Source organism: Leucobacter chromiireducens subsp. solipictus (genome assembly GCF_016758195.1).
Taxonomy (GTDB): Bacteria; Actinomycetota; Actinomycetes; order Actinomycetales; family Microbacteriaceae; genus Leucobacter; species Leucobacter solipictus.
On the sequence record NZ_QYAC01000003.1, the window covers coordinates 372,693 to 391,559 of the forward strand.

Annotated in this window: 20 protein-coding genes and 1 tRNA gene; 9 read left to right on the forward strand and 12 right to left on the reverse strand. The window is 72.6% G+C overall.

From position 1 onward, the window contains the following. Positions 1-38: 38 nt before the first annotated feature. A complete protein-coding gene (gene alr / locus D3230_RS07540; RefSeq protein ID WP_237467128.1) occupies positions 39-1,142 on the reverse strand; it encodes an alanine racemase in 1,104 nt (367 codons plus the stop codon). A 91-nt stretch (positions 1,143-1,233) separates the two neighbouring features. Here alr and D3230_RS07545 point away from each other — a divergent pair, with 91 nt between their 5' ends. From D3230_RS07545 to D3230_RS07560, 4 genes are all read left to right on the forward strand, one after another. Then, positions 1,234-2,634, forward strand: a complete 1,401-nt coding sequence (locus tag D3230_RS07545; protein ID WP_202344413.1) for an aminotransferase class I/II-fold pyridoxal phosphate-dependent enzyme — start codon at positions 1,234-1,236, stop codon at positions 2,632-2,634. Between the two features lie 27 nt (positions 2,635-2,661). Beyond that, a complete protein-coding gene (gene gabT, locus D3230_RS07550) occupies positions 2,662-3,996 on the forward strand; it encodes a 4-aminobutyrate--2-oxoglutarate transaminase (RefSeq protein WP_202344414.1) in 1,335 nt (444 codons plus the stop codon). Between the two features lie 43 nt (positions 3,997-4,039). Then, positions 4,040-4,113: transfer RNA gene (locus D3230_RS07555), tRNA-Cys, on the forward strand. Between the two features lie 50 nt (positions 4,114-4,163). Continuing rightward, positions 4,164-5,573, forward strand: coding sequence for an L-lactate permease (locus D3230_RS07560; protein WP_202344415.1), 1,410 nt, complete (start codon positions 4,164-4,166; stop codon positions 5,571-5,573). Here D3230_RS07560 and D3230_RS07565 read toward each other — a convergent pair. The 9 genes from D3230_RS07565 to D3230_RS16385 form a co-directional block, all read right to left on the reverse strand. Continuing rightward, positions 5,548-6,942, reverse strand: a complete 1,395-nt coding sequence (locus D3230_RS07565) for an aminotransferase class I/II-fold pyridoxal phosphate-dependent enzyme (RefSeq protein ID WP_202344416.1) — start codon at positions 6,940-6,942, stop codon at positions 5,548-5,550. The two genes, D3230_RS07560 and D3230_RS07565, sit on opposite strands and share 26 nt — an antisense overlap. 55 nt (positions 6,943-6,997) lie before the next feature. Further along, complete coding sequence (locus tag D3230_RS07570) at positions 6,998-7,906, reverse strand: MurR/RpiR family transcriptional regulator (protein WP_202344417.1); 909 nt, start codon at positions 7,904-7,906, stop codon at positions 6,998-7,000. A gap of 1 nt (position 7,907) precedes the next feature. Continuing rightward, the gene (phnE, locus tag D3230_RS07575) at positions 7,908-8,741 is read right to left on the reverse strand and encodes a phosphonate ABC transporter, permease protein PhnE (protein ID WP_202344418.1); all 834 of its coding nucleotides are present in this window, start codon (positions 8,739-8,741) and stop codon (positions 7,908-7,910) included. Further along, on the reverse strand, positions 8,738-9,598 hold the full coding sequence (gene phnE / locus D3230_RS07580; RefSeq protein WP_202344419.1) for a phosphonate ABC transporter, permease protein PhnE: 861 nt from the start codon (positions 9,596-9,598) through the stop codon (positions 8,738-8,740). The genes phnE (D3230_RS07575) and phnE (D3230_RS07580) overlap by 4 nt, the downstream gene beginning before the upstream one ends. Continuing rightward, on the reverse strand, positions 9,598-10,434 hold the full coding sequence (gene phnC / locus D3230_RS07585) for a phosphonate ABC transporter ATP-binding protein (RefSeq protein ID WP_202344420.1): 837 nt from the start codon (positions 10,432-10,434) through the stop codon (positions 9,598-9,600). Before phnC ends, phnE (D3230_RS07580) begins: the two co-directional genes overlap by 1 nt. 11 nt (positions 10,435-10,445) lie before the next feature. Beyond that, positions 10,446-11,459, reverse strand: coding sequence for a phosphate/phosphite/phosphonate ABC transporter substrate-binding protein (phnD, locus tag D3230_RS07590; RefSeq protein WP_202344421.1), 1,014 nt, complete (start codon positions 11,457-11,459; stop codon positions 10,446-10,448). 7 nt (positions 11,460-11,466) lie between these two features. Next, a complete protein-coding gene (locus D3230_RS07595) occupies positions 11,467-12,168 on the reverse strand; it encodes an HAD family hydrolase (RefSeq protein ID WP_202344422.1) in 702 nt (233 codons plus the stop codon). A gap of 84 nt (positions 12,169-12,252) precedes the next feature. Continuing rightward, positions 12,253-12,981 (reverse strand): amino acid deaminase, encoded by a 729-nt coding sequence (locus tag D3230_RS07600; protein WP_202344423.1) that lies wholly within the window; start codon positions 12,979-12,981, stop codon positions 12,253-12,255. A gap of 75 nt (positions 12,982-13,056) precedes the next feature. Then, positions 13,057-14,040: an outer membrane protein assembly factor BamB family protein gene (locus tag D3230_RS16385; RefSeq protein WP_202344424.1), complete on the reverse strand. Its 984-nt coding sequence runs from the start codon at positions 14,038-14,040 to the stop codon at positions 13,057-13,059. A gap of 90 nt (positions 14,041-14,130) precedes the next feature. Between D3230_RS16385 and D3230_RS07610 the strand changes: the two genes are divergently transcribed. Genes D3230_RS07610 through D3230_RS16390 form a run of 5 tightly spaced genes read left to right on the forward strand, consistent with a single transcriptional unit; the run spans position 14,131 to position 17,681 of the window. Further along, positions 14,131-14,868: a DsbA family protein gene (locus D3230_RS07610; RefSeq protein ID WP_202344425.1), complete on the forward strand. Its 738-nt coding sequence runs from the start codon at positions 14,131-14,133 to the stop codon at positions 14,866-14,868. A gap of 2 nt (positions 14,869-14,870) precedes the next feature. After that, complete coding sequence (locus D3230_RS07615; protein ID WP_202344426.1) at positions 14,871-15,743, forward strand: cytochrome c biogenesis protein CcdA; 873 nt, start codon at positions 14,871-14,873, stop codon at positions 15,741-15,743. Further along, positions 15,740-16,273: a hypothetical protein gene (locus D3230_RS07620; protein ID WP_202344427.1), complete on the forward strand. Its 534-nt coding sequence runs from the start codon at positions 15,740-15,742 to the stop codon at positions 16,271-16,273. Before D3230_RS07615 ends, D3230_RS07620 begins: the two co-directional genes overlap by 4 nt. After that, positions 16,270-16,671: a BlaI/MecI/CopY family transcriptional regulator gene (locus D3230_RS07625; RefSeq protein WP_337249130.1), complete on the forward strand. Its 402-nt coding sequence runs from the start codon at positions 16,270-16,272 to the stop codon at positions 16,669-16,671. Before D3230_RS07620 ends, D3230_RS07625 begins: the two co-directional genes overlap by 4 nt. After that, a complete protein-coding gene (locus D3230_RS16390) occupies positions 16,668-17,681 on the forward strand; it encodes a M48 family metalloprotease (protein ID WP_202344428.1) in 1,014 nt (337 codons plus the stop codon). Before D3230_RS07625 ends, D3230_RS16390 begins: the two co-directional genes overlap by 4 nt. Positions 17,682-17,699: 18 nt before the next feature. Here the strand turns inward: D3230_RS16390 and D3230_RS07635 are convergent, their stop codons facing one another. Together D3230_RS07635 and D3230_RS07640 are read right to left on the reverse strand one after the other, a co-directional pair. Next, on the reverse strand, positions 17,700-18,239 hold the full coding sequence (locus D3230_RS07635; protein ID WP_202344429.1) for a YaeQ family protein: 540 nt from the start codon (positions 18,237-18,239) through the stop codon (positions 17,700-17,702). Between the two features lie 11 nt (positions 18,240-18,250). Then, positions 18,251-18,826 (reverse strand): MarR family winged helix-turn-helix transcriptional regulator, encoded by a 576-nt coding sequence (locus tag D3230_RS07640; protein WP_202344430.1) that lies wholly within the window; start codon positions 18,824-18,826, stop codon positions 18,251-18,253. Between the last annotated feature and the right edge of the window lie 41 nt (positions 18,827-18,867).

Consider the following 18,867-nt stretch of genomic DNA (forward strand, 5'->3'; position numbering starts at 1 on the left):
ACGCACCGGCCAGCCCCAGGCTCGGTGGCGGCCAGGCCCTACGGCGCGAGGCACCGGTGGACCCGCGGCCCGATGCGGGCGATCACCTCGTAGTTGATCGTGCCGAGGCGTGCCGACCACTCTTCGACCGCCGGGTGCCCCGCCGCGGGATCGCCAAACAGCACGACCCGTTCGCCCGGCTCGGCGGCCGCGGCCGGGCCGGTCAGTGCGACGGCGCAGCTGTCCATGCCGACGGGGCCGATCAGGGGGACGCGTGCGCCGCGAAGGCGGAAGCTAAGGTGGCCCCCGGCAAGCCGCCGCGGGAGGCCGTCCGCGTACCCGAGCGGGACCACGCCGATGCGGCGGCCGGCGTCCTGTCGCACGTCCACGAGTTCCGCGGTGAGGGTCATGGCGGGGCGCAGGCCCGGGGGTGGCGTGTGGTGGCCGGGCTCGGGGTCGAGGCCGTAGGCGGCGAGTCCGACCCGGACCGCGTCGTAGCGCAGCCGGGGTGAGCGCAGCGCCGCCGCGGAGGCGGCCAGATGTCGGAGCGGGGGTCGCACCCCGGCGCGGGCGAGCGTGGCCAGGCCGCGCTCGAAGCGGGTGGCCTGGGCGAGATCGGCGCCCGGGCTCGTGTTTGCCAGGTGGCTGAACGCCCCGGTGATGCGGACGAGTCCGGCCCGCTGCGCCGCTCCGGCCAGGCGGGCGAGCTCCTCCCACTGCTCGGGGCTCGCCCCGTTGCGGCTGAGGCCGGTGTCGAGCTTGAGCTGCGCGCTCGCGGGCATCCCGGCGGTGGCCGCGGCGGCGGCGAGGCGGCGGAGCTGTTCGGCGGAGCTGAGTCCGAGCTCGACGCGGTGCCGGATCGCTGAAGCGGCGTCGAAGGCGGTGTCGTGCAGCCAGCAGAGCAGTGGCGCGGTGAAGCCCGTGGCGCGCAGGGCGAGCGCCTCGTCGAGGTCCGCGACCGCCACCATTTCGGCCCCGGCGGAGATCACCGCCGGGGCCACGAGGTGCGCCCCGTGGCCGTAGGCGTTCGCTTTCGCGACGACGATGACGCGGCCGCCGTGGGCCCGCAGCGTCGCGATGTTGTGGTGGAGCGCGCTCAGGGAAATCTCGGCGACGCGGATCGGCTGCACCGCAGGCGACGCGCCGTGAACTTGCCTTGTCATAGGACAAAGGCTAACATGGCATATGTCAGCAAAACCTGCTCGTGTACACTCGGGGAGGGCGCGCATCGCCGCCCTCAGAAAGGAGATTCGCATGTCGGATCACGCACCTGTCCGTGACACCTCGGCCGGGATCTCCGGTGCGAGTGTCGAAGAGATCGTCGCAAGCATTCGCGAGCTGATCGATCAGGGGACGCTGCGCCCCGGTGATTCCCTGCCGCCGATGCGCTCGCTCGCGGAGACACTGGGAGTCAACCGCAACACCGCGTCGGCGGCGTACCGCGCGCTCGTACAGGCGAATCTCGCCGAGACCCGGGGCCGCGCGGGAACCTTCATCATCGACCCGTTCGCGGAGCTCGACGAGGAGGGGTTCGCGCAGGACACGGTGCTGCGCGACGTGGGAGACGGCAACCCCGACCCCGCGTTCCTGCCGGACCCCACCCAGGTGCGCCTGAGCGCTGCGGTGCCTCACCTCTATGGCGAGGCGACCGTGGACCCGGGCTTCGCGGAGTGGGCCACCCGCTGGATCGCGGCGGATCAGCCGCGCCCCTTCCGGCTCACCGTCGCTGCCGGGGCCGTGGATGCGATCGAGCGGTTGCTCGCCCAGGCGCTCGCGCCGGGGGACGCCGTCGCACTGGAAGACCCGTGCTTCCTCACGAGCATCAGCACGATCCGGCAGAACGGGTATCGCGCCGTGCCGGTGCGCCTGGACGCGGTCGGGATGCTGCCCGAGAGCCTCCGGGAGGCGCTCGAGAGCGGGGTGCGAGCCGTGATCTGCACGCCGCGCGCGCACAACCCGACGGGGGCCAGCCTGACTGCGGCGCGCGCCGCGGAACTGCGCGCCGTGCTCGCGGACTTCCCGCAGGTGCTCGTGATCGAGGACGACCACTTCTCGCTGCTCGCCCGGGCGCCGTACGCCACGATCATCGGCGAAGCGCAGCAGCGCTGGGCGCTGGTGCGCTCGATGTCGAAGGCGCTCGGCCCGGACATGCGGATCGCGGTGCTGGCGAGCGACGAGGAGACGGCGGAGCGCCTGGCCACCCGCATCAGCGGGGGCATCACGTGGGTGAGCCACCTGATCCAGCGCATCACGCACGCGCTCCTCGCCGACTCGGCGACGCAGCGGCTCATCGCGGATGCGGGGGCGTTCTACGCCGAGCGGAACGCGGCGTTCACGGCCTGCCTGCGGGACGTGGGGCTCGACTCCGCGAGCCGCGACGGCCTGAGCGTCTGGGTCGATACGCAGCGTGACGCGAGCGAGGTGCTCACGCACCTGATGCGCCGCGGCTGGATCGCCCGCGAGGGCGCGAGCTTTGGCCTCCAGGGTGAGCACCACCGCGCCCTGCGACTGACCGTGCACAGCCTCACCGACGCCGACATGCGGCGGCTCGCGGAGGACCTCGCGGCGGCCTGCGAGCTCGCGGCGGCCCCGCACGCCGAGCGCGCGAACCGAACGGTTCCCGGCGCCGCCGGCACGATTTCCACTGTCCGCTAACCCCACCACCACTCGAAAGGACCCCTGATGACCCTCATCGCTGAAGACCTGGCATCGCTGCAGCGCCCCGAACTCGTGACGGAACTCCCGGGTCCGAAGAGCCGAGAGATCCACGCGCGACGCGAGCAAGCGGTACCCCGCGGCGTCGGCTGTGCGCTCCCGATCTACATCGAACACGCGGACGGGGCGTGGCTCACCGACGTCGACGGGAACCGGCTGCTGGATCTCGGATCCGGCATCGGCGTGACGACGCTGGGGCACACCCAGCCGACCGTGGTTGCGGCGGCGAAGGCCCAGCTCGACCGGGTCAGCCACACCCTGTTCACGGTGACGCCCTACGAAAACTATGTGCGCCTCGCCGAGCGCCTCGCGGAGCACACCCCGGGCACGCACGCGAAGAAGACCTTCTTCGTGAACTCCGGCGCGGAGGCGGTGGAGAACGCCGTGAAGATCGCCCGCGCCCACACGGGCAAGCGCGTCGTCGCCGCGCTCGATCACGCCTTCCACGGGCGCACCAGCCTGACGATGGCGATGAACCACCGGGTGGCCCCGTACGGCACCGGCTTCGGGCCGTTCGCCCCCGACGTGCAGCGCGTCCCGAACTCCTACCCGCTGCGCGACGGGCTCTCCGGTGCCGAGGCCGCGGCGCGCACCATCGAGTATCTTGAGCAGCGGATCGGGGCCGCCGATCTCGCCGCGATCATTGCGGAGCCGATTCAGGGTGAGGGCGGCTTCGTTGTTCCGGCCGAGGGCTACCTGCCGGCGCTGCAGGAGTGGGCGACCGCGAACGACGTGGTCTTCATCGCCGACGAGATCCAGGCGGGCCTCGGCCGGACCGGTACCTGGTTCGCGAGCGAGCTGTTCGGCCTTGTCCCGGATCTGGTGCTCACCGCGAAGGGGATCGCGGACGGCCTGCCGCTGGCGGGAGTGACGGGTCGGGCCGAGATCATGGACGCCGCCGGCCCGGGCGGGCTCGGGGGAACCTTCGGGGGGAATCCCGTGTCGATTGCGGCAGCGCACGCGGTGCTGGATCTGCTCGAGAGCGGTACGCCGTTCGCGGAGGCCGAGCGGATCGAGTCCGCGCTCGTGTCCGGGCTTGCCGAGCTGGCGACCAGGCACGAGGTGATCGGCGACATTCGCGGGCATGGCGCAATGATCGCGTTCGAGCTTGTCGAGCCGGGCTCCACGACGCCGCTCGCCGGGCTCGCGACGAAGATCGCCGCGTACGCGGCGACTCGGGGGGTGCTGCTGCTCACCGCGGGAAGCTTCGGCAACGTGGTGCGGTTCCTCCCCTCGCTGACCGTCACCAACGAGCAGATCGCCTACGCGCTCGACGTGATCGGAGATGCGCTCGCACAGTAACACCGCGGGAAACCGCGGGGCCGCCGGTTCCGGCGGCCCACCCGGTGGGGTGACCGAATGGCTAGGTTGCAACTCGCAAAGTTGTGTATGCAGGTTCGACTCCTGCCCCCACCTCCACAGTGCGGCGACCTGTGCGCCGCCGAAGTCCGAGCCCGAGGAGCTGAGCTGTGCGCGCACTCCTGGCCGCGGTGCCGCTCGCCGTTGTCGCGTGCGCGATGCTCGCGCGGCGCTCGTCGCGAGTGTCCGCGGCGCTCGGCCTCGTCGCGTTGATCCCGATACTGATCTGGGGATTTCCGCTGAACTCGACGGAGCTCGTGGCGCTCGCGCGCGACTGGGCCCCGGTCGCGACCGAGGTGGTGCTCGTGGTCGGCGGCGGCATCATGTTCGCCGAGGCCGGTCGCCAGACGGGACACCAGGAAGTGGTGAGCCGGTGGATCACGCGCGCCCTCGGGACCGGGATCCTGCCGGTGCTCGCCATTGTGCACGGGTTCACCCCGCTCACTGAGTCGCTCACCGGGTACGGGATCGGGGCCGCGCTCGCCGTGCCACTGCTGCTGGGGATCGGCCTGTCCGGCCGTGTCGCGGCGACCGTGGGACTGCTCGGCCTGTGCGCGGTCCCGTGGGGCTCGCTCGGTCCGGGAACCCTGATCGCCGCGCACCTGACCGGGGTGAGCGTGGATCAGCTCGGCGTCGCGACCGCGTGGTTCAACGGCACGGTGTTTCTGGGGGCCGGGGTCGCCGCGGCGTTGCTCGTCTGCCCCGCCGGGACGCGACTGCGCGGCGTCGCGGCGGGCCTCGCCTCGGGCGGCGCGCTGTGGGCCGCCGTGTGGGGCGCGAATACGCTGCTCGGAACGGCCCCCGCCGGCGCGCTCGGGGGACTGTGCGTGCTGTCCGCGCACCTCGGCCTGCGCGCGGTGCGCGGGCAGCGGATCCGGATCAGCGGCGCGGTGCTCCGAGCGCTCGTCCCGTACGCGGTGGTGCTCGGCGGGGTGCTCACGGCCACCTCGGTGGTGTCGATGACGGGCACCGCGGAGACCCTCGCCGCCGGCGTCCTCACGTCACCGGCGCTGTGGCTGTGCGCGGCCACGGCGACGGAGCTGGCGTCACGGCCCCGGCTGTTGCGGGCGGTGTGGCGCGCCGGGAGCGGCACCTGGGTCCGCGTCGCCCCCGCGACCGTCCTGTTTATCCTGCTCGGCGCGCTGATGGGGGCGAGCGGCATGTCGGAGGCGCTCGCGGAACAGCTGGCGGCGCTCGGCACCAGCTTCCTGTTCGTGCTGCCGTTCTGCGCGGCACTGATCGGCCTGGTCACCGGCTCCAACTCGGGGGCGAACGCGCTCGGCGCGGGCGCCCAAGCTGACGTGGCGCGCGCGCTCGGTGCCGACGCCACGCTCGCCGTGGGCGCGCACAACGCGGCGGGTGCCGCGGCGATGATGGCGTCGCCCGCGCGCGTGGAGCTCGCGACGCGGCTCGCGCGCGTCCCCGCGGAGGCAAGCCGGGTGCAGCGCACGCTCCTGCTGGTCCTCGGCGGCATGGTGGCACCGATGGCGGTGCTCAGCCTGTGGACGTTGTCGGGCTGAGCGCCGCGATCCGGCGCACCCCCTCGGCGATCTGTGGTGCGGAGGCCGCGCCGAAGGAGAGCCGGACAAACGGGGCGGGCGGCTCGTCGACGAAAAAGTGCGCGCCATCGCCCACGAGCACGCCGGCCGCGTGGGCCGCGGCGCTCAGCTCCTGCGTCTGCGTGCCGCGGGGCAGCTGCGCCCAGACGTGGAGCCCGCCCCGCGGAATCAGCCCGATTCGGGCGGCCGGGAGGGAGGTCCCGACCGCGGAGACGAGGGCGTCGCGGCGCTGCGCGAGTGCCGCGCGGAGCCGTTTCAGGTGGCGGGGCCAGACCGGCGATGTGAGGAGTTCCAAGGCGATCTCCTGCACGATGGGGGAGACGCCGAGGTCGTCGGCGGTGCGGGACGCTCGCAGCCGCTCGCCCGCGGGCCCACGGGCGATGATGGCCCCCAGCCGGATGCCGGGGGAGGCTGGTTTCGAGAGGGTGAGCACGGTGACGACGTGGCCGTGGGGATCCTGCGTGCACAGCGGGGCGGGGGCGGCCTGCTCGATGCCGAGGTGCCGCGCCCAGTCGTCCTCGATGATGAAGGCCCCCGCGCGCGCCGCGAGCTCCATGAGGCGCGTGCGGCGCTCCGGGCTCAGCACGGCCCCGGTCGGGTTCGCGTAGCTGGGCTGCACGTAGATGAGCCGGGCACCCGTGCGGGCGAGTTCCTCGCCGAGGCGATCCACGAGGATCCCGTCACGGTCGCTGGGGACGGACGCGATCGCGAGCCCGGCGCTCTGCGCGGCGAGAATCGCTCCCGGGTAGGTGGGGCTCTCCATGATGATGGTCGCGCCGGGTTCGGCGAGCGTGCGCATCGCGCCGACGAGTCCCTGTTGCCCGCCGGACACCACGAGGACGTCGTTCGGATCGGCCTGGTAGTCGGCCGCGAGGACACGGCGCAACGCGGCCGATCCGGTCGGCGGGGTCATCACCCAGGCGCGGGAGCTGCGCGCCGCCCGAGCGCCGATCTGCCGCAGCTCCTCCGTGGGGAGCAGCTCGGAGGAGAGGTACCCCCACGACAGCGGAATGTGATCGGATCCGGCGTACGCGCCCACGCGCGCCGCCCGCACGGGGTCGACGCGCGTCCGCCCGAGCGCCTGCGTGTGCCAGCTGAAATCCGGTTCCGGGAGCACGGCCCGGCTCGCGACAAAGGTGCCGCGTCCGGGTTCGGTGAGGATCAGGCCGAGGGCCGTGAGCGTCGCGAGGGCGGCGGAGATCGTGCCCGCGCTCGCGCGAAACTCCGTGGCGAGCTGCCGGGCACCCGGCAACCGCTCTCCGGTGCGCATGCCGAGGATCCGCTGCTGCAGTTCGGCGGCAATCTGGGCCGCCCGGGTAGTGTGGCTCACCTCCACATTCAATAGCGTTTCCGCCCGTTCCAGCAACTTTCGCCGGGGTCGTGCCCTATCCCTCGATGGCGCGGGCGAGCACGGAGAGGGCCGCGGCCCGCGCTTCCTGCCCGCGCGCGCCGCGGCGGGACACGAAGAGTTCCACGAGTTCCTCGGTGAAGAGCATGAGCGCCGCGCGGGAGGTGTGCAGCAGTTCGTCGCTGAATCCATCGCTCACGGGCGGCACCACGAGCGCCACGTCCGCCTGGCCGACGACCTCGGATCGCGCGAACGACGTGATCGCGAGGATGCGTGCTCCGCCGTCCCGGGCGGCCGCGAGGGCGTCGAGCGTGGGGCGGCTCGCGCCGGATCCGGAGAACACGAGGCAGGCCGAACCCGGGCCGAGCTGCCGCGCCGCGATCTGCTGGGCGAACGGATCCGTGAAGTGTTCGACCGAGCGGCCGGCGGCGGTGAGGCGCATCGCCAGGGCGAGGCCCAGCGGCCCCGAGAGGCCGTTTGCGACGATGAGGAGCCGCTCGGACGTGTCGAGCGCGTCGAGGAACGCTTCGAGCGTTTCGGGGGTGAGCGCCGCGACGGTGTCTCCGAGTCGGGCGCCGACGTGGGCGATCCGCGCGCGGAGCACCCCGAGGCTGCTCGGCGCGCCGGTCTCGGGATCGCGCCCCGCGGACGGGACGGCGGCGGCGCTCTCGCGCGCGAGCTCTTGCACGAGGGCGACGCGGAGCTGCGGGTAGCCCTCGTAGCCGAGCGTTTGCGCGGTGCGGATCACGGTTGTGCGCCCCACCCCCACCCACTCGGCGAGGCCCTGGGCGGTGAGCTCGACCGCGTGTGCCCGGTCGCGCGCGATGGCCTCCACCGCGCGGCGTTCGGTGCGTTGCAGGGCGGGGGCCAGTGCGGCGATCCGCACGCTCGGCGGCGCATCGGGGGAGCCGGTCCAGCGGGTGCCGGCGGGTCGTGGTGCAGGCATCTTAGAATCCTCCGCGCATCAGGCGGCGACGGATCGCCCCGGACACGGTGTCGATGAGCATGGTGGCGAGGATCACGACGATCAGGAGCATCCCGACCGTGTCCCACTCGCGGTAGTTCGTGTAATTCGACAGCATGCTACCGATGCCCCCCGCGCCCACGAGTCCGAGCACGGCCGAGGTGCGGATGTTGATCTCGAAACGGTACAGCGCGAACGAGCAGAGCGCGGGCGCGATCGCGGGCCAGATCGCCCAGCGGGTGACCTCCGCCGTGGTGCCGCCCGCGGCGCGCACCGCTTCCGAGGCGCCCTCCTGGGCGGATTCGACGGTCTCGTAGACCCATTTCCCCTGCGTCCCGATCCCGGCGATGCCGAGCGCGAGCGCACCGGTGAGCGGCGTGAGCCCGGTGACGGTGAGGAGCACGAGCGCGATGATGACCTCCGGAACGGCCCGGATCACGGCGAAGATCCCGCGCAGGATCCCGCGCAGCCAGAGCGGGCCGACGCCGCTGGCCGCGAGCATGCCGAGCGGGATCGATACCGCCACGCACAGCAGCGCCCCGAGCCAGGCCATCGAGATGGAGCGCCACGTTTCGAACAGCGCGCGCGGCAGCTTGTCCCAGTTGGGGGATTCGAACATCAGCCAGAGATACTGCGCAATGCGGCCGGGGAGGCTCGGCAGGTCGGCCCAGCTGATCTGGAGGCTGCCGGCCGCGCCGAGCACCACGAGGGCCGCGAGGATCGCCCAGAGGGTGGCCGGGAGGCGCGAGGGGCGGGCGGGCAGGGCGGGGAGCGGGGTATCGCGCGCCGGGGCGGGGCGGGTGTCGAGCAGGGTCATACGAGCCTCCGGCGCAGCAGATGGGAGAGGACCTCGATGGCGATGACCACGACGAGGATCTCGAGGATGATGACGGAGACGTCGGAGTAGGCGTAGAACCCGCGTCGTTCGTCGAGCAGGCGGCCGATGCCGCCGGCACCGACGATGCCGAGGATCGCGGAGATCCGCACGTTCACCTCGAGCGTGTACAGCCACTGGTTCACGAACAGCGGCCAGACCTGGGGGAGCGCGGTCGCCCGGTTGATCTGGAACTGGGTGCCGCCCGCTGCGCGGCCCGCCTCCATGTAGCGGTGATCGGCGGCGTCGATCGCCTCGGAGACGAGCTTCACGACAATGCCGACGTTGAACAGGATCAGGGTGGCGACCCCGGGCAGCGCCCCGACGCCGAGCATCGCGACGAGCACGGTGGCGTAGACCAGGTCGGGGACCGCGCGAATCACGTTGACGACGGCGCGCACCGCGCCCCGCGTCCACCGGTTCGGGTTGGTCGGGGCTGCCGCCCAGAGTGTGACGGGGACCGAGATCGCCGCCGCGATCACGGCGCCGACGAGCGCCATCTGCAGGGTTTCCGCCATGGGACCCCAGGTGCGGGGCAGAAACGCGAAGTTCGGCTGCAGGAGCTGCCCCAGCTTTTCCGCGCCATTGCGCCAGTTGCGCGCGATCGCGCCGAGATCCAGCTCGACGCCGCCGATCGCGGGGAGGCACGTCGCGGCCGTGAACACGGCCACGGCCGCGACGATGAGCGCGATCCGCCCGCCGCGCCGGGGTCGCGGCGGGAGCGTGAGCTCGCGCCGGAGCTCGCCCGGAGGGCCGCCCGCCGCGCGCGGGGCCCCGGACACCTCGACTGCGGTGCCCATCAGGCGCTCGTTCCCAGGCGGTCGCGCGGCTGGATCGGACGCCCGTAGATTTGCTCGAAGTCGGCGTCGCTCGCCGCAGCGGCCGGGCCGTCGTACACGAGCCGGCCGTCGCGCAGCCCGATCATGCGCGTCGTGTACTGCCGCGCGAGATCCATGAGGTGAATGTTGATGAGCACGGTCAGGCCGCGCTCCGCGTTGATCCGCCGCAGATCGTGCATGACCGCGTGCGCGGTGGGCGGATCGAGGCTCGCGACGGGCTCATCCGCGAGCATCACGCCCGGCTCCTGCGTGAGCGCGCGGGCGATCGCGACGCGCTGTTTCTGGCCGCCGGACAGCGCGCCGGCGCGGGCCCACACCTTGTCCAGGATCCCCACCGAGTCGAGCGCGGCGAGGGCGATCCGGCGATCCTCGGCGCTCGGGAGGCCGAGCAGCGTGCGAATCGAGGGGGAGTGCGCGAAGCGGCCCACGAGCGTGTTGCGATACACGTTGGCGCGCTCCGCGAGGTTGAAGGCCTGAAAGATCATGCCGATGTGGCCGCGCGCCTCGCGGAGCGCGCGGCCGCGCAGCTCGGAGACGCGGTGGGGGCCGACGGTGACGCTGCCGGTGGTGGCGGGGACGAGGCCGTTGATCGTGCGGATCAGGGTCGACTTGCCGGAACCGGACAGGCCCACGATGGAGACCATCTCGCCGGGCTCGATCTGGAGGGACACGTCGTGGAGGGCGCGAGTGCCGTTCGGATAGGTGACGGACACCCCGTCGAGGGCGATGCGCCACGAGGCGGCGGCCGACGCGGGTCGCGCGCTCGCCTCGTGGCGCAGATCGGTGGGTACGGACATGGGGCGGGTGACTAGTTCGCGAACTCGCCGAGGATCTCGCCGTAGCGCTCGATCTCCTCGGAGGCGGTCTCGCTCGTCCAGCCCGAGAGCCCGACGAGATCGAACATCACGGTCTTCGCCTCGTCGGACGAGTCGGCGTAGCCCGCCATCAGCTCCGTGAGTTTTGCGACGAGATCGTCGGGGAGCGTCGGGGCGACCGCGACGCCGCCGTTCGGGATCATCTCGGTGTACGCGAACGCGACAACCTTCTCCGCGACGTCCGGCACCTCGGCCGTGACGGTGGTCCGCGCGTCCCAGTAGCCGAAGCTCACCTCGGCGTCACCGTGTGCGACCGCGAGCACCGCGTTGTTGTTGCCCTCGACGGGGACCTGGGAGATGCCCGTGTCCGTATCGATCCCCGCCTCGCGCATCGCGACCATCGGGTACTGGTAGCCGGCCGGCGAGGTCGCTGCCTGCAGGGCAACCTTGGTGCCCGCGTCAATCTTCTTCAGGGAATCGATACCCGCGGGGCCGGCACCGCGGGCGTCCGTGCCGGCCTGTTCGGTGCCGTTGCAGTAGGAGAGCTCGATGTCGCTCGCGGCGTACGTCGCCATGACCGGGGTGTCCGCGCAGTACTTGTCCGGGTTGTTGGTGAAGCCGACCGCGGCGTAGGAGGTCGCGCCGAAGCGGACGTCGCGCAGCACGAGCTCTGCGTCGTACTGCTGCATCGCCTGGTACAGCGATCCGGCATCGGAGATGATGACCTGCGCCTGGTCGGCCCCGAGCGCCTCGACGGTGGCGGCGTAGTCGTTGGCGACGACGCCCTCAACCTCGATGCCGAGCTGCTCCGAGAGGTAGCTCGTGAGGGGGTCGAGCGCCTCCGCGAGGTCTTCGCCCTCGACGGAGGGGACGAGCGAGAGGGTGATCGAGTCGGGCCACGCGGTGGCCTCCTCGGCGGAGGTGTCACCCGGGGTGCCGGCGCTGCACCCGACGAGGCCGAGCGCGAGAGTCGCGAGCGCGCCGACGGCGAGAACGGAAGTACGCATGTGGGGATTACCTTTCGATACCGGGTCCCGAGCCGGTCGGCGCGGGGATACTGGAAGCCGCGGTCACGGCCCAGGTTTCGATCTCGGTGCGCAGCGCGTCGAGCGAGGGCCCGCGCATGGTCACCGGAGCAGGGGAGGTCGCCGCGGTGGCACCCACGAGCGCGGTGTCCGCGCCCAGGGACCAGGCGGGGGCCAGGTCGAACTCGGCAATGTCGCCGATGGCGAGCACCGGCCCCGCCTCGCGGAGCACGCCGATGAGCCGGTGCAGGCCGTCGGGTTTGCCGACGGACACGTGCACCTCGTCGAAGCGTCCGCTCACGCCCCACGATTCGAGCACGGTGTCGATGCCGGGCGCGGGCGCGTTCGTGGCCAGGATGAGTCGGGCGGAGCGGCCGAGCGTCGCCAGGAAATCGGGCAGGCGCGGGATCGTCGCCACGGGTGCGTGCGGCGTGCCGAGCATGTCGCGGCTGCGCGCATACGCGTCCTGGAGCGCCGCCGGGGAGACGCCGTCGGCGGCGGCGAGCGCGCCCACCACGTGGTACCCGTCGCGATAGCCGCTGTCTCCGGTGTCGTAGGTGACGAGCGCCTGTGCGACGCGGTCGAGGAAGCCTGGCTGGGCGGCACCGGCGATGGCTTGCGCGTAGGCACGGACGGGGCCGTGGCCGAGGGCGAGGGTGCCGTCGAAGTCGAAGACGATGCTCGGTGCCATGTGCACTCCTTGGGGGTTGTGGACGAACAATCCAAAACTAGGAGCGCTGATGGACGGGATGACTATGGGACGGTGAACGGGGGCTTACGAGTTGCTGACGGCATTCCAACGGAGGGCCGGGTGGGCCGCGAACTCGGCGATCAGTGGCGCGGGATCGCCCTGCACGGGGAAGGCGGTGAGGAGCTGCAGGGGTGCGTCGGCGGCGGCCCCGGGGGCCGCGATCCCGTAACTCAGGGCCCAGGGGAGGCGGTCGTGGGGGCGCTGCAGCACCACGCGGCTGCGCTGGGGCGGGATGCTGGTTCCGGCGCCGGGCCGGGCACCCGCCCCCGTGACGGAGCGTCCGGGGATCTCGGCATCGGCGACGAGCGCGCCGGGCGGCGGGGACTCCAGTGTCGCCCGCATCGCGGCGGCGACGCGCTGGAGCGGCGTGGGGGCGGGCGCGCCTGACGCGCTCGCCGCGGGACTGCCGGTGAGATGAAACGCGTCGCGGGGGAGCCCGAACGCGGCGGCGAGCGCGCCGTCCGCCCAGCGTGCGCGTTTGAGCCCGAACGGGGTGGGGACCTCCGAGAACCAGTAGCCGTAGACGTGGATCACGCCCGCGTTACCGATCGGGAACGCGGCGGCGATGCCGGCGGCGGCGTGGAGGGCGTCGAAGAGCTCCTGATCGATCGAGGGAACTCCGGTGTGCTCATCGATCAGGGTGGACTGACCCCACTCGGTGAAGCGGTGTGCGGCGGCGTCGGCACGGATGTGCGCGAGAGCGCTCGCGCGGCTCGGGAGCGGGGACTGGGGGGAAGGGGCACGCGTGGTCACGCGGCGACTCTGGCAGACGCGGGTGAATGGCACGTGACGTGCGCGCGGCTCCGGCCCGGTCCCTGGCTCGCAGCGCTAAGCGCGCGGCGTGAGAATCCAGCGGGGCCCGAGCTGCTCGGCGACGGCACCGGAGGGGTCGGCGACCCGGAGCGCGGCGGAGGCGTTGGCGGGCTCGGCGCGCAGCGTGCCCGTGCGGAGGTCGAGGTGCGCGGCGCGGTCGGGCTCGGTCGCGGTGGGCGTGGGGATCACGAGGACGTCCGCGCCGAGCCGGTGCTGCCGGGTGGCGTTCGCGATGTGCGTCGCGTCCCAGTCGCGGCCGGCGAGGGGGAGGGACCAGGTGACCGCGCCGTCCGATCGCGCGATGAGCTGCGCGTCGGTGATCGTGACGAGGGTGCCGCGGTGCTCCGCGAGCAGGCGTTCTCCGTGCAGCTCGGCTTCCCGGAGGAGCGGTGCGCCGGTGCTCGGATCCAGCGCCACTTTCTCGCCGACGTCACCGAGGAAGGCGTCGGGCGCGGCGGCAAAGACCAGGCCGGGGCCCTTGAACGGCCCGGTGACGGGGGTGGGGCCCCACACGGGGGTGCCGCTGCGCAGGTCGAAGGCGGCGGCCACGGGCTCCGAGATGCGCGTGGCGCTCGACCGCTGGTCGGTGAGCACCGCGATCCCGCGCCCGCTCGCGGTGCGGCTGAGCGTGAAGCCGGTGCAGCTCGGCGGGCGGAGGGCGGTCCACAGGACCGCGCCGGTGGCGTCGACGGCGAGGTATTCGAGGCCGCCGGCCGGGTGCTCGCGCGGGGCGAGGAAGACGCCGTCGAGCAGCTGCGGGGGGACGACCCACCCGGGATCGAGCCGGGCTCCGTCGTCGGTCCCCGAGGGGCCCGGTGGGGCATCGAGCGTGGGGAGGGCGGTGGCGCTGGGGGCAGGATCGCTCCGCTGCCAGGGGTCCGGAGCATCGGGCGGCGCGAATCGGGGCACCGCAAGGGTGAGCGCCACGGCGAGGGTGAGCGCGCCGACGCACAGGAGGATGAGCCCGCGAAGCGAGCGAGACTGCGGGCGGTGCGGCACGGGCTCTCCTCTCAGCGGACGCTCATGATCGACTATCGTGCATAGTTTACTATCCTGGATAGTAACGTTCGTTGAGTCCGAGGAGCCCGCATGCCGCACGCCCCGCAGGCGTCCACGCAGACCGCCGCCGAGCGGTTCCGATCCTGGGTGGTCCCCGTGAGCATCGTCGTGATCGCCGGCGTGCTGATCGCGCTGGTGCTCGCGCAGTTCCGCGGGGGTGCCGCCGACGCGGGCGACGCCACCGTGCCCGCCCCCGAACCGCCGGACCTGTCCTTCGTGGAGGCGCGTGACCCGGCGGATGTCCAGGCCATGGGGCCCGTGGATGCGCCGGTCGGGCTCGTGATCTACTCCGACTACCAGTGCCCGTTCTGTGCGACGTGGTCCGCGGAGATCCTGCCCGAGATGCAGACCGCGGCGCGGCTCGGCGATCTCCGCATCGAGTGGCGCGACGTCAACCAGTATGGGCCGGACTCCGAGCGCGCCGCGCTGGCCGCACACGCGGCGGGCCGCCAGGGAAAGTTCTGGGAATACCACGACGCCCTCTTCCCGAACGGCGAACACCTGACGCCCGCGCAGCTCGGCGCCGAGCAGCTCACCGAGCTCGCGGTGGGTCTCGGCCTGGACCCGGCGCGCTTCGATGCCGATCTCGCCTCCCCCGAGACGCTCGCCACCGTTCAGCAGTACGCGGCCGAGGGGCGGGAACTCGGGATCAGCGGCACGCCCACGTTTGTGCTCGGGGGTGTCCCGATCGTGGGTGCCCAGCCCGAGGGCGTCTTCACCGACGCGCTCCACCAGGCGCTCGCCGCCGCCCGGACCGAGGCCCCGTAGCCGTGGAGATCGGCTTCCTCACCGCCTTCCTCGGCGGCGGGCTCGCGCTGCTCAGCCCGTGCAGCGCGCTGCTGCTCCCCGCGTTCTTCGCCGCAACCGTGGGGCGGCGCATGGCCCTCCTCCTCCACGGTGCGGTGTTCTATGTCGGCCTCGTGCTCACCCTCGTGCCGTTTGGGCTCGGCATCGGTGCGCTCGGCACCCTCCTCCTGGAACACCGCGGGATCCTGATCGGGGTGACGTCGCTCCTGCTCGTGAGCCTCGGCGTGCTGCAACTGCTCGGGATCGGCTTCGACCTCTCGCGGATGGTGCCCGGTGCCCGCGCGCTGCACCAGCGGGCCCACGCCCGCACGGGACTCGTGCGGACCCTGCTGCTCGGCGCGGTGAGCGGGGTGGCCGGGTTTTGCGCGGGACCCATCCTCGGGGCCGTGCTGACGCTGGCGCTGGGGCAGGGCAGTGCCTGGGGTGCGGGGGTGCTCCTCGCCGTGTATGGTGCGGGCATGGTGATCCCGCTCGTTGTCATCGCCGCGCTCTGGCAGCGCCTCGGCGTGCGCGGCCAGCGGTGGCTCCGCGGACGCTCGTTCACGCTCTTCGGCCGCGAGCTGCACACCACCTCCGTGCTCACGGGCCTCGTGATGATCGGCGTCGGCCTGCTGTTCTGGGCCACGAACGGACTCGTCGCGCTGCCCGCGCTCATTCCCGCCTCCGTGCAGGCCGCGCTCCAGGCCCGGATGACCGCGCTCGGGAGCCCCGCCGCGCAGGTGCTCGGCATTCTCGCGCTCGCCGCAGCCGCGCTCGCCGCGTGGTTCGTGATCACCCGGCGGGCACGCCGCCGATCCGCCGTGCCACACCCTCTCGAACAGGAGCAGACCCGATGAATACCCTTGCGCTCGCGCGGCAGGCGCTCCGGCTCTGGGGCCCGCGCCAGATCCTGGTGGCGCTCGCCGCCGCGCTCGGATTCGCGCTGCTGTTGGGCATCGCGACCGTGCTCATCCCCAACCCGTGGTTCTCCCGCGAGATCGCCACGGTGTGGTGGAACTACCCCGTGTGGATCCTGACCTCGCTGGGGGCCGGGATGCTCACGGCCACCTACCTGCGGGCACCGGGTGCCGAAGCCGCAGCGGAGGCCGACACCCCGGAGGCGCGTCGCGGTGCGCGTTGGGGGCTCGCGGGCGGCGTGCTGAGCTGGTTCGCGGTCGGCTGCCCGGTGTGCAATAAGCTGGCGCTCCTGGCGCTGGGATACTCGGGCGCGATCACCTGGTTCGCTCCCGTGCAGCCGGTCTTGGCGCTCGCGGGGATGGTCCTCACCGGCGCGGCGCTGCTGTGGCGGTTGCGCGGCCAGGTGTCCTGCCCGATCACCCCCGCCGGAGCGGTGCCGGCCGTCGCCGAGAGAGTGGAGCTGACGTGAGTGCGCACGATTCCCGGGTTCCCGAGCCACCCGCACGGCTCGGCACGTTGGAGGCGCAGGTCATGGACCTCCTGTGGGGCGGCGAACCGCGCACGGTGCGCGCGCTGATCACGCAGCTCCCGTCGGACCCGGCGTACACCACGATCGCGACCGTCCTGGCCAATCTGCGCCGAAAGGGCCTCGTGTGCACCCGGAAATCGGGGCAGGCCACGCTGTACGGGGCCTGCGTGAGCCGTGAGGAACGCACCGCCCGGCTGATGGAACACGCCCTGAGCGAGAGCGGCGATCGGGCCAGTTCGATCCTGCACTTTGTCGGGAGCATGCCCGAACGCGATCAGCAGCTGCTGCGAGAGTTTCTCCTGGGCAGCGGGCCGCCACCGGAGGGCGGCGCCGCGTGACCGGAGCGATCACCGGGCCGTCGCTGAGTGTCGTGCTCATCACCGCGTTGCTCACGAGCGTGCTGCTCATCGCCGCACTGGGTGGGCCGCGCCTGATGCGGGCCGCCGCCCCCGCGTTCGCCGCGGCGCCGCGCGTCGCCTCGGGGGCGCTCATCGCCGCGGCGCTGCTCTGGATCGCCGGCCTCGTGGCGATCGGGCCGGTGGTGGCGTGGATGAGCGCCGGGCCCTCGTGGTTGCCGGACGCCGCGGCTCGCGTGTGCGGCCGATGCCTGATGCAGGCGAGCCCGTTCGGCGCGAGCGCCGCGGCGCTCGGCATTCCCGCGATCGTCCCGCTCGCGTTGCCCGCCCTCGGCGCCGCGCTGGTCATGGCCGGGCTGCTCCGCGAGGGGTGGCGGGTGCGGCGTTCGCGTGCGGCGCTCCTCGCTGATCTGCGCCGACGCGGGACCGACGTGACCCTCCGCGGGGTCCAGGTGCGGCTGCTCGATGACGCCGCGCCTCGCGCGTTCTCGCTGCCGCACCGGGACGCCGGGATCGTCGTGTCGCTCGGGACCCTGCGAGCGCTCTCGGGGCCGGAACTGTCCGCGGTGCTCGCGCACGAGGGCGCACACCTGCGACAGCGGCACCACGGGGCGCTGGGGCTGCTCCTCGGCGCGACGCACGCGTTTCGCTGGGTGCCGCTCATCCGTGCGATCCGCGACGCGGTGCCGCACACCCTCGAGATCGCGGCGGACCGGGCGGCGACGCGGATCACAGGCACTCCGGCACTCGCGAGCGCGCTCCTGAAGCTCGGGGCCGCGCCCGCCGATCCGGAACAGCTGCGGGCCGGGCACCCCGCCCACAGCGTGCTGCACGCCGCGGCCTCGGATCGGATCCAGAGCCTGATCGGCCAGCGCGGCACGCCGATCAGCGTCGCCCTCGCCGCCGGAGCGGGCCTCTACGCGGTCATGCTCGCGGGAGTGGTCGCGGCCGTGCACGTGCCGTATCTGCTGGCGATCGCGACCGGCTGCTGAGGCCGGCGGCGCGCGGCGCTACGCGATGCTGCGGGTGAGGATCTCGCCGCTCAGGCTTGCGCCGTTGAGATCGACGTAGAGCTGCCCCTCGGTCAGCGACACCGTCATGGTGTTGCGGCGATCCACCGCGGCCGCGAGCGCCTCGATCAGGCGGGGATCGAATGCGCGCACCACGATGCGATCGGCCTCGTGGATGGTCTTGCCCTCCCACGCGGCGAACAGCTTCCCGGGGTCGCGGTGCGTGTATACCGCGGTGCGCTCCGCGAGCTTGCTCCCGAAGTGCAGCCGCTGCGCGTCTGGGGCGCCGATCTCGATCCAGGCGGTGATCGCCCCCGTGAGGTCGCGCACCAGTACGGCCGGCTCGTCCGTCGTGGAGACGCCAGCGCTGAAGGCGATGCCCTCCTCGTATTCGAGGCAGTAGGCGAGGATCCGGGTCACCATGAAGAGGTCCGTCTCCGAGGGGTGACGGGCGACGCGAAGCGTCAGATCTTCATAGACGCCGCGGTCCACATCCGCGACCTGGATGTCAAAGGTGTGGATCGTTGCGCCAATAGCCATAGTGTCCGAGCTTACTGGCTCGGCGGTGCCCACTCGGCGCTGGACACGTCGATCCGCTGCGCCATGTCCCGCAGGAATCGGGTGACAATCGCGCGCTCGGCGCTGGTGAGTGCCGCCGCGGCCTGGAAGCGCTTGGCGTGTTGGGTGCCCACCGTGCGGGTGGCGGCCTCCCGGGTTTCCGGGGTGATGTCGATGGCAAACGCCCGGCGATCCGAGGGGTGGATCGCGCGGGTGATGTGGCCGCCTCGCTCGAGGCGGTCGAGCAGTTTGGTCGTGGAGGGCGTGGTGATCCGCAGGTGCGCGGCGATGGAGCCCGGGGTGACGATGCGCCCCTCGTTGGCGGCCACGATCAGGAAGTGCAGGGTGCGCATGTCGGTGCGGCCGAGCTGCATGTAGGTGAGCGAGGCCTCGGAGAGCTGATCCTCCGCCTCCCGGAGTTCCCCGAGCGCCCCCATGAGCGCGCTGATCTCCGCGAGTTCCTCCGGGGTGCTCGCGGAACGGTCGATCAGGCGGCCGTCGGGATCGTTGCTCTCGACGCCGTACACGCCGAGGTTGGGGTGCGGCGCGTCTGGTGGAGGGATGCGCATGGTGTTATATTAGCCCGCAGAAGATGTAAACCAAGAGATAT

Coding starts and splice junctions, on each gene's coding strand:
- alr (WP_237467128.1), bottom strand. CDS start 1,142: ATGACAAGGCAAGTTCACGGCGCGTCGCCTGCGGTGCAGCCGATCCGC.
- D3230_RS07545 (WP_202344413.1), top strand. CDS start 1,234: ATGTCGGATCACGCACCTGTCCGTGACACCTCGGCCGGGATCTCCGGT.
- gabT (WP_202344414.1), top strand. CDS start 2,662: ATGACCCTCATCGCTGAAGACCTGGCATCGCTGCAGCGCCCCGAACTC.
- D3230_RS07570 (WP_202344417.1), bottom strand. CDS start 7,906: ATGCCTGCACCACGACCCGCCGGCACCCGCTGGACCGGCTCCCCCGAT.
- phnE (WP_202344418.1), bottom strand. CDS start 8,741: ATGACCCTGCTCGACACCCGCCCCGCCCCGGCGCGCGATACCCCGCTC.
- phnE (WP_202344419.1), bottom strand. CDS start 9,598: ATGGGCACCGCAGTCGAGGTGTCCGGGGCCCCGCGCGCGGCGGGCGGC.
- phnC (WP_202344420.1), bottom strand. CDS start 10,434: ATGTCCGTACCCACCGATCTGCGCCACGAGGCGAGCGCGCGACCCGCG.
- phnD (WP_202344421.1), bottom strand. CDS start 11,459: ATGCGTACTTCCGTTCTCGCCGTCGGCGCGCTCGCGACTCTCGCGCTC.
- D3230_RS07595 (WP_202344422.1), bottom strand. CDS start 12,168: ATGGCACCGAGCATCGTCTTCGACTTCGACGGCACCCTCGCCCTCGGC.
- D3230_RS07610 (WP_202344425.1), top strand. CDS start 14,131: ATGCCGCACGCCCCGCAGGCGTCCACGCAGACCGCCGCCGAGCGGTTC.
- D3230_RS07620 (WP_202344427.1), top strand. CDS start 15,740: ATGAATACCCTTGCGCTCGCGCGGCAGGCGCTCCGGCTCTGGGGCCCG.
- D3230_RS07635 (WP_202344429.1), bottom strand. CDS start 18,239: ATGGCTATTGGCGCAACGATCCACACCTTTGACATCCAGGTCGCGGAT.
- D3230_RS07640 (WP_202344430.1), bottom strand. CDS start 18,826: ATGCGCATCCCTCCACCAGACGCGCCGCACCCCAACCTCGGCGTGTAC.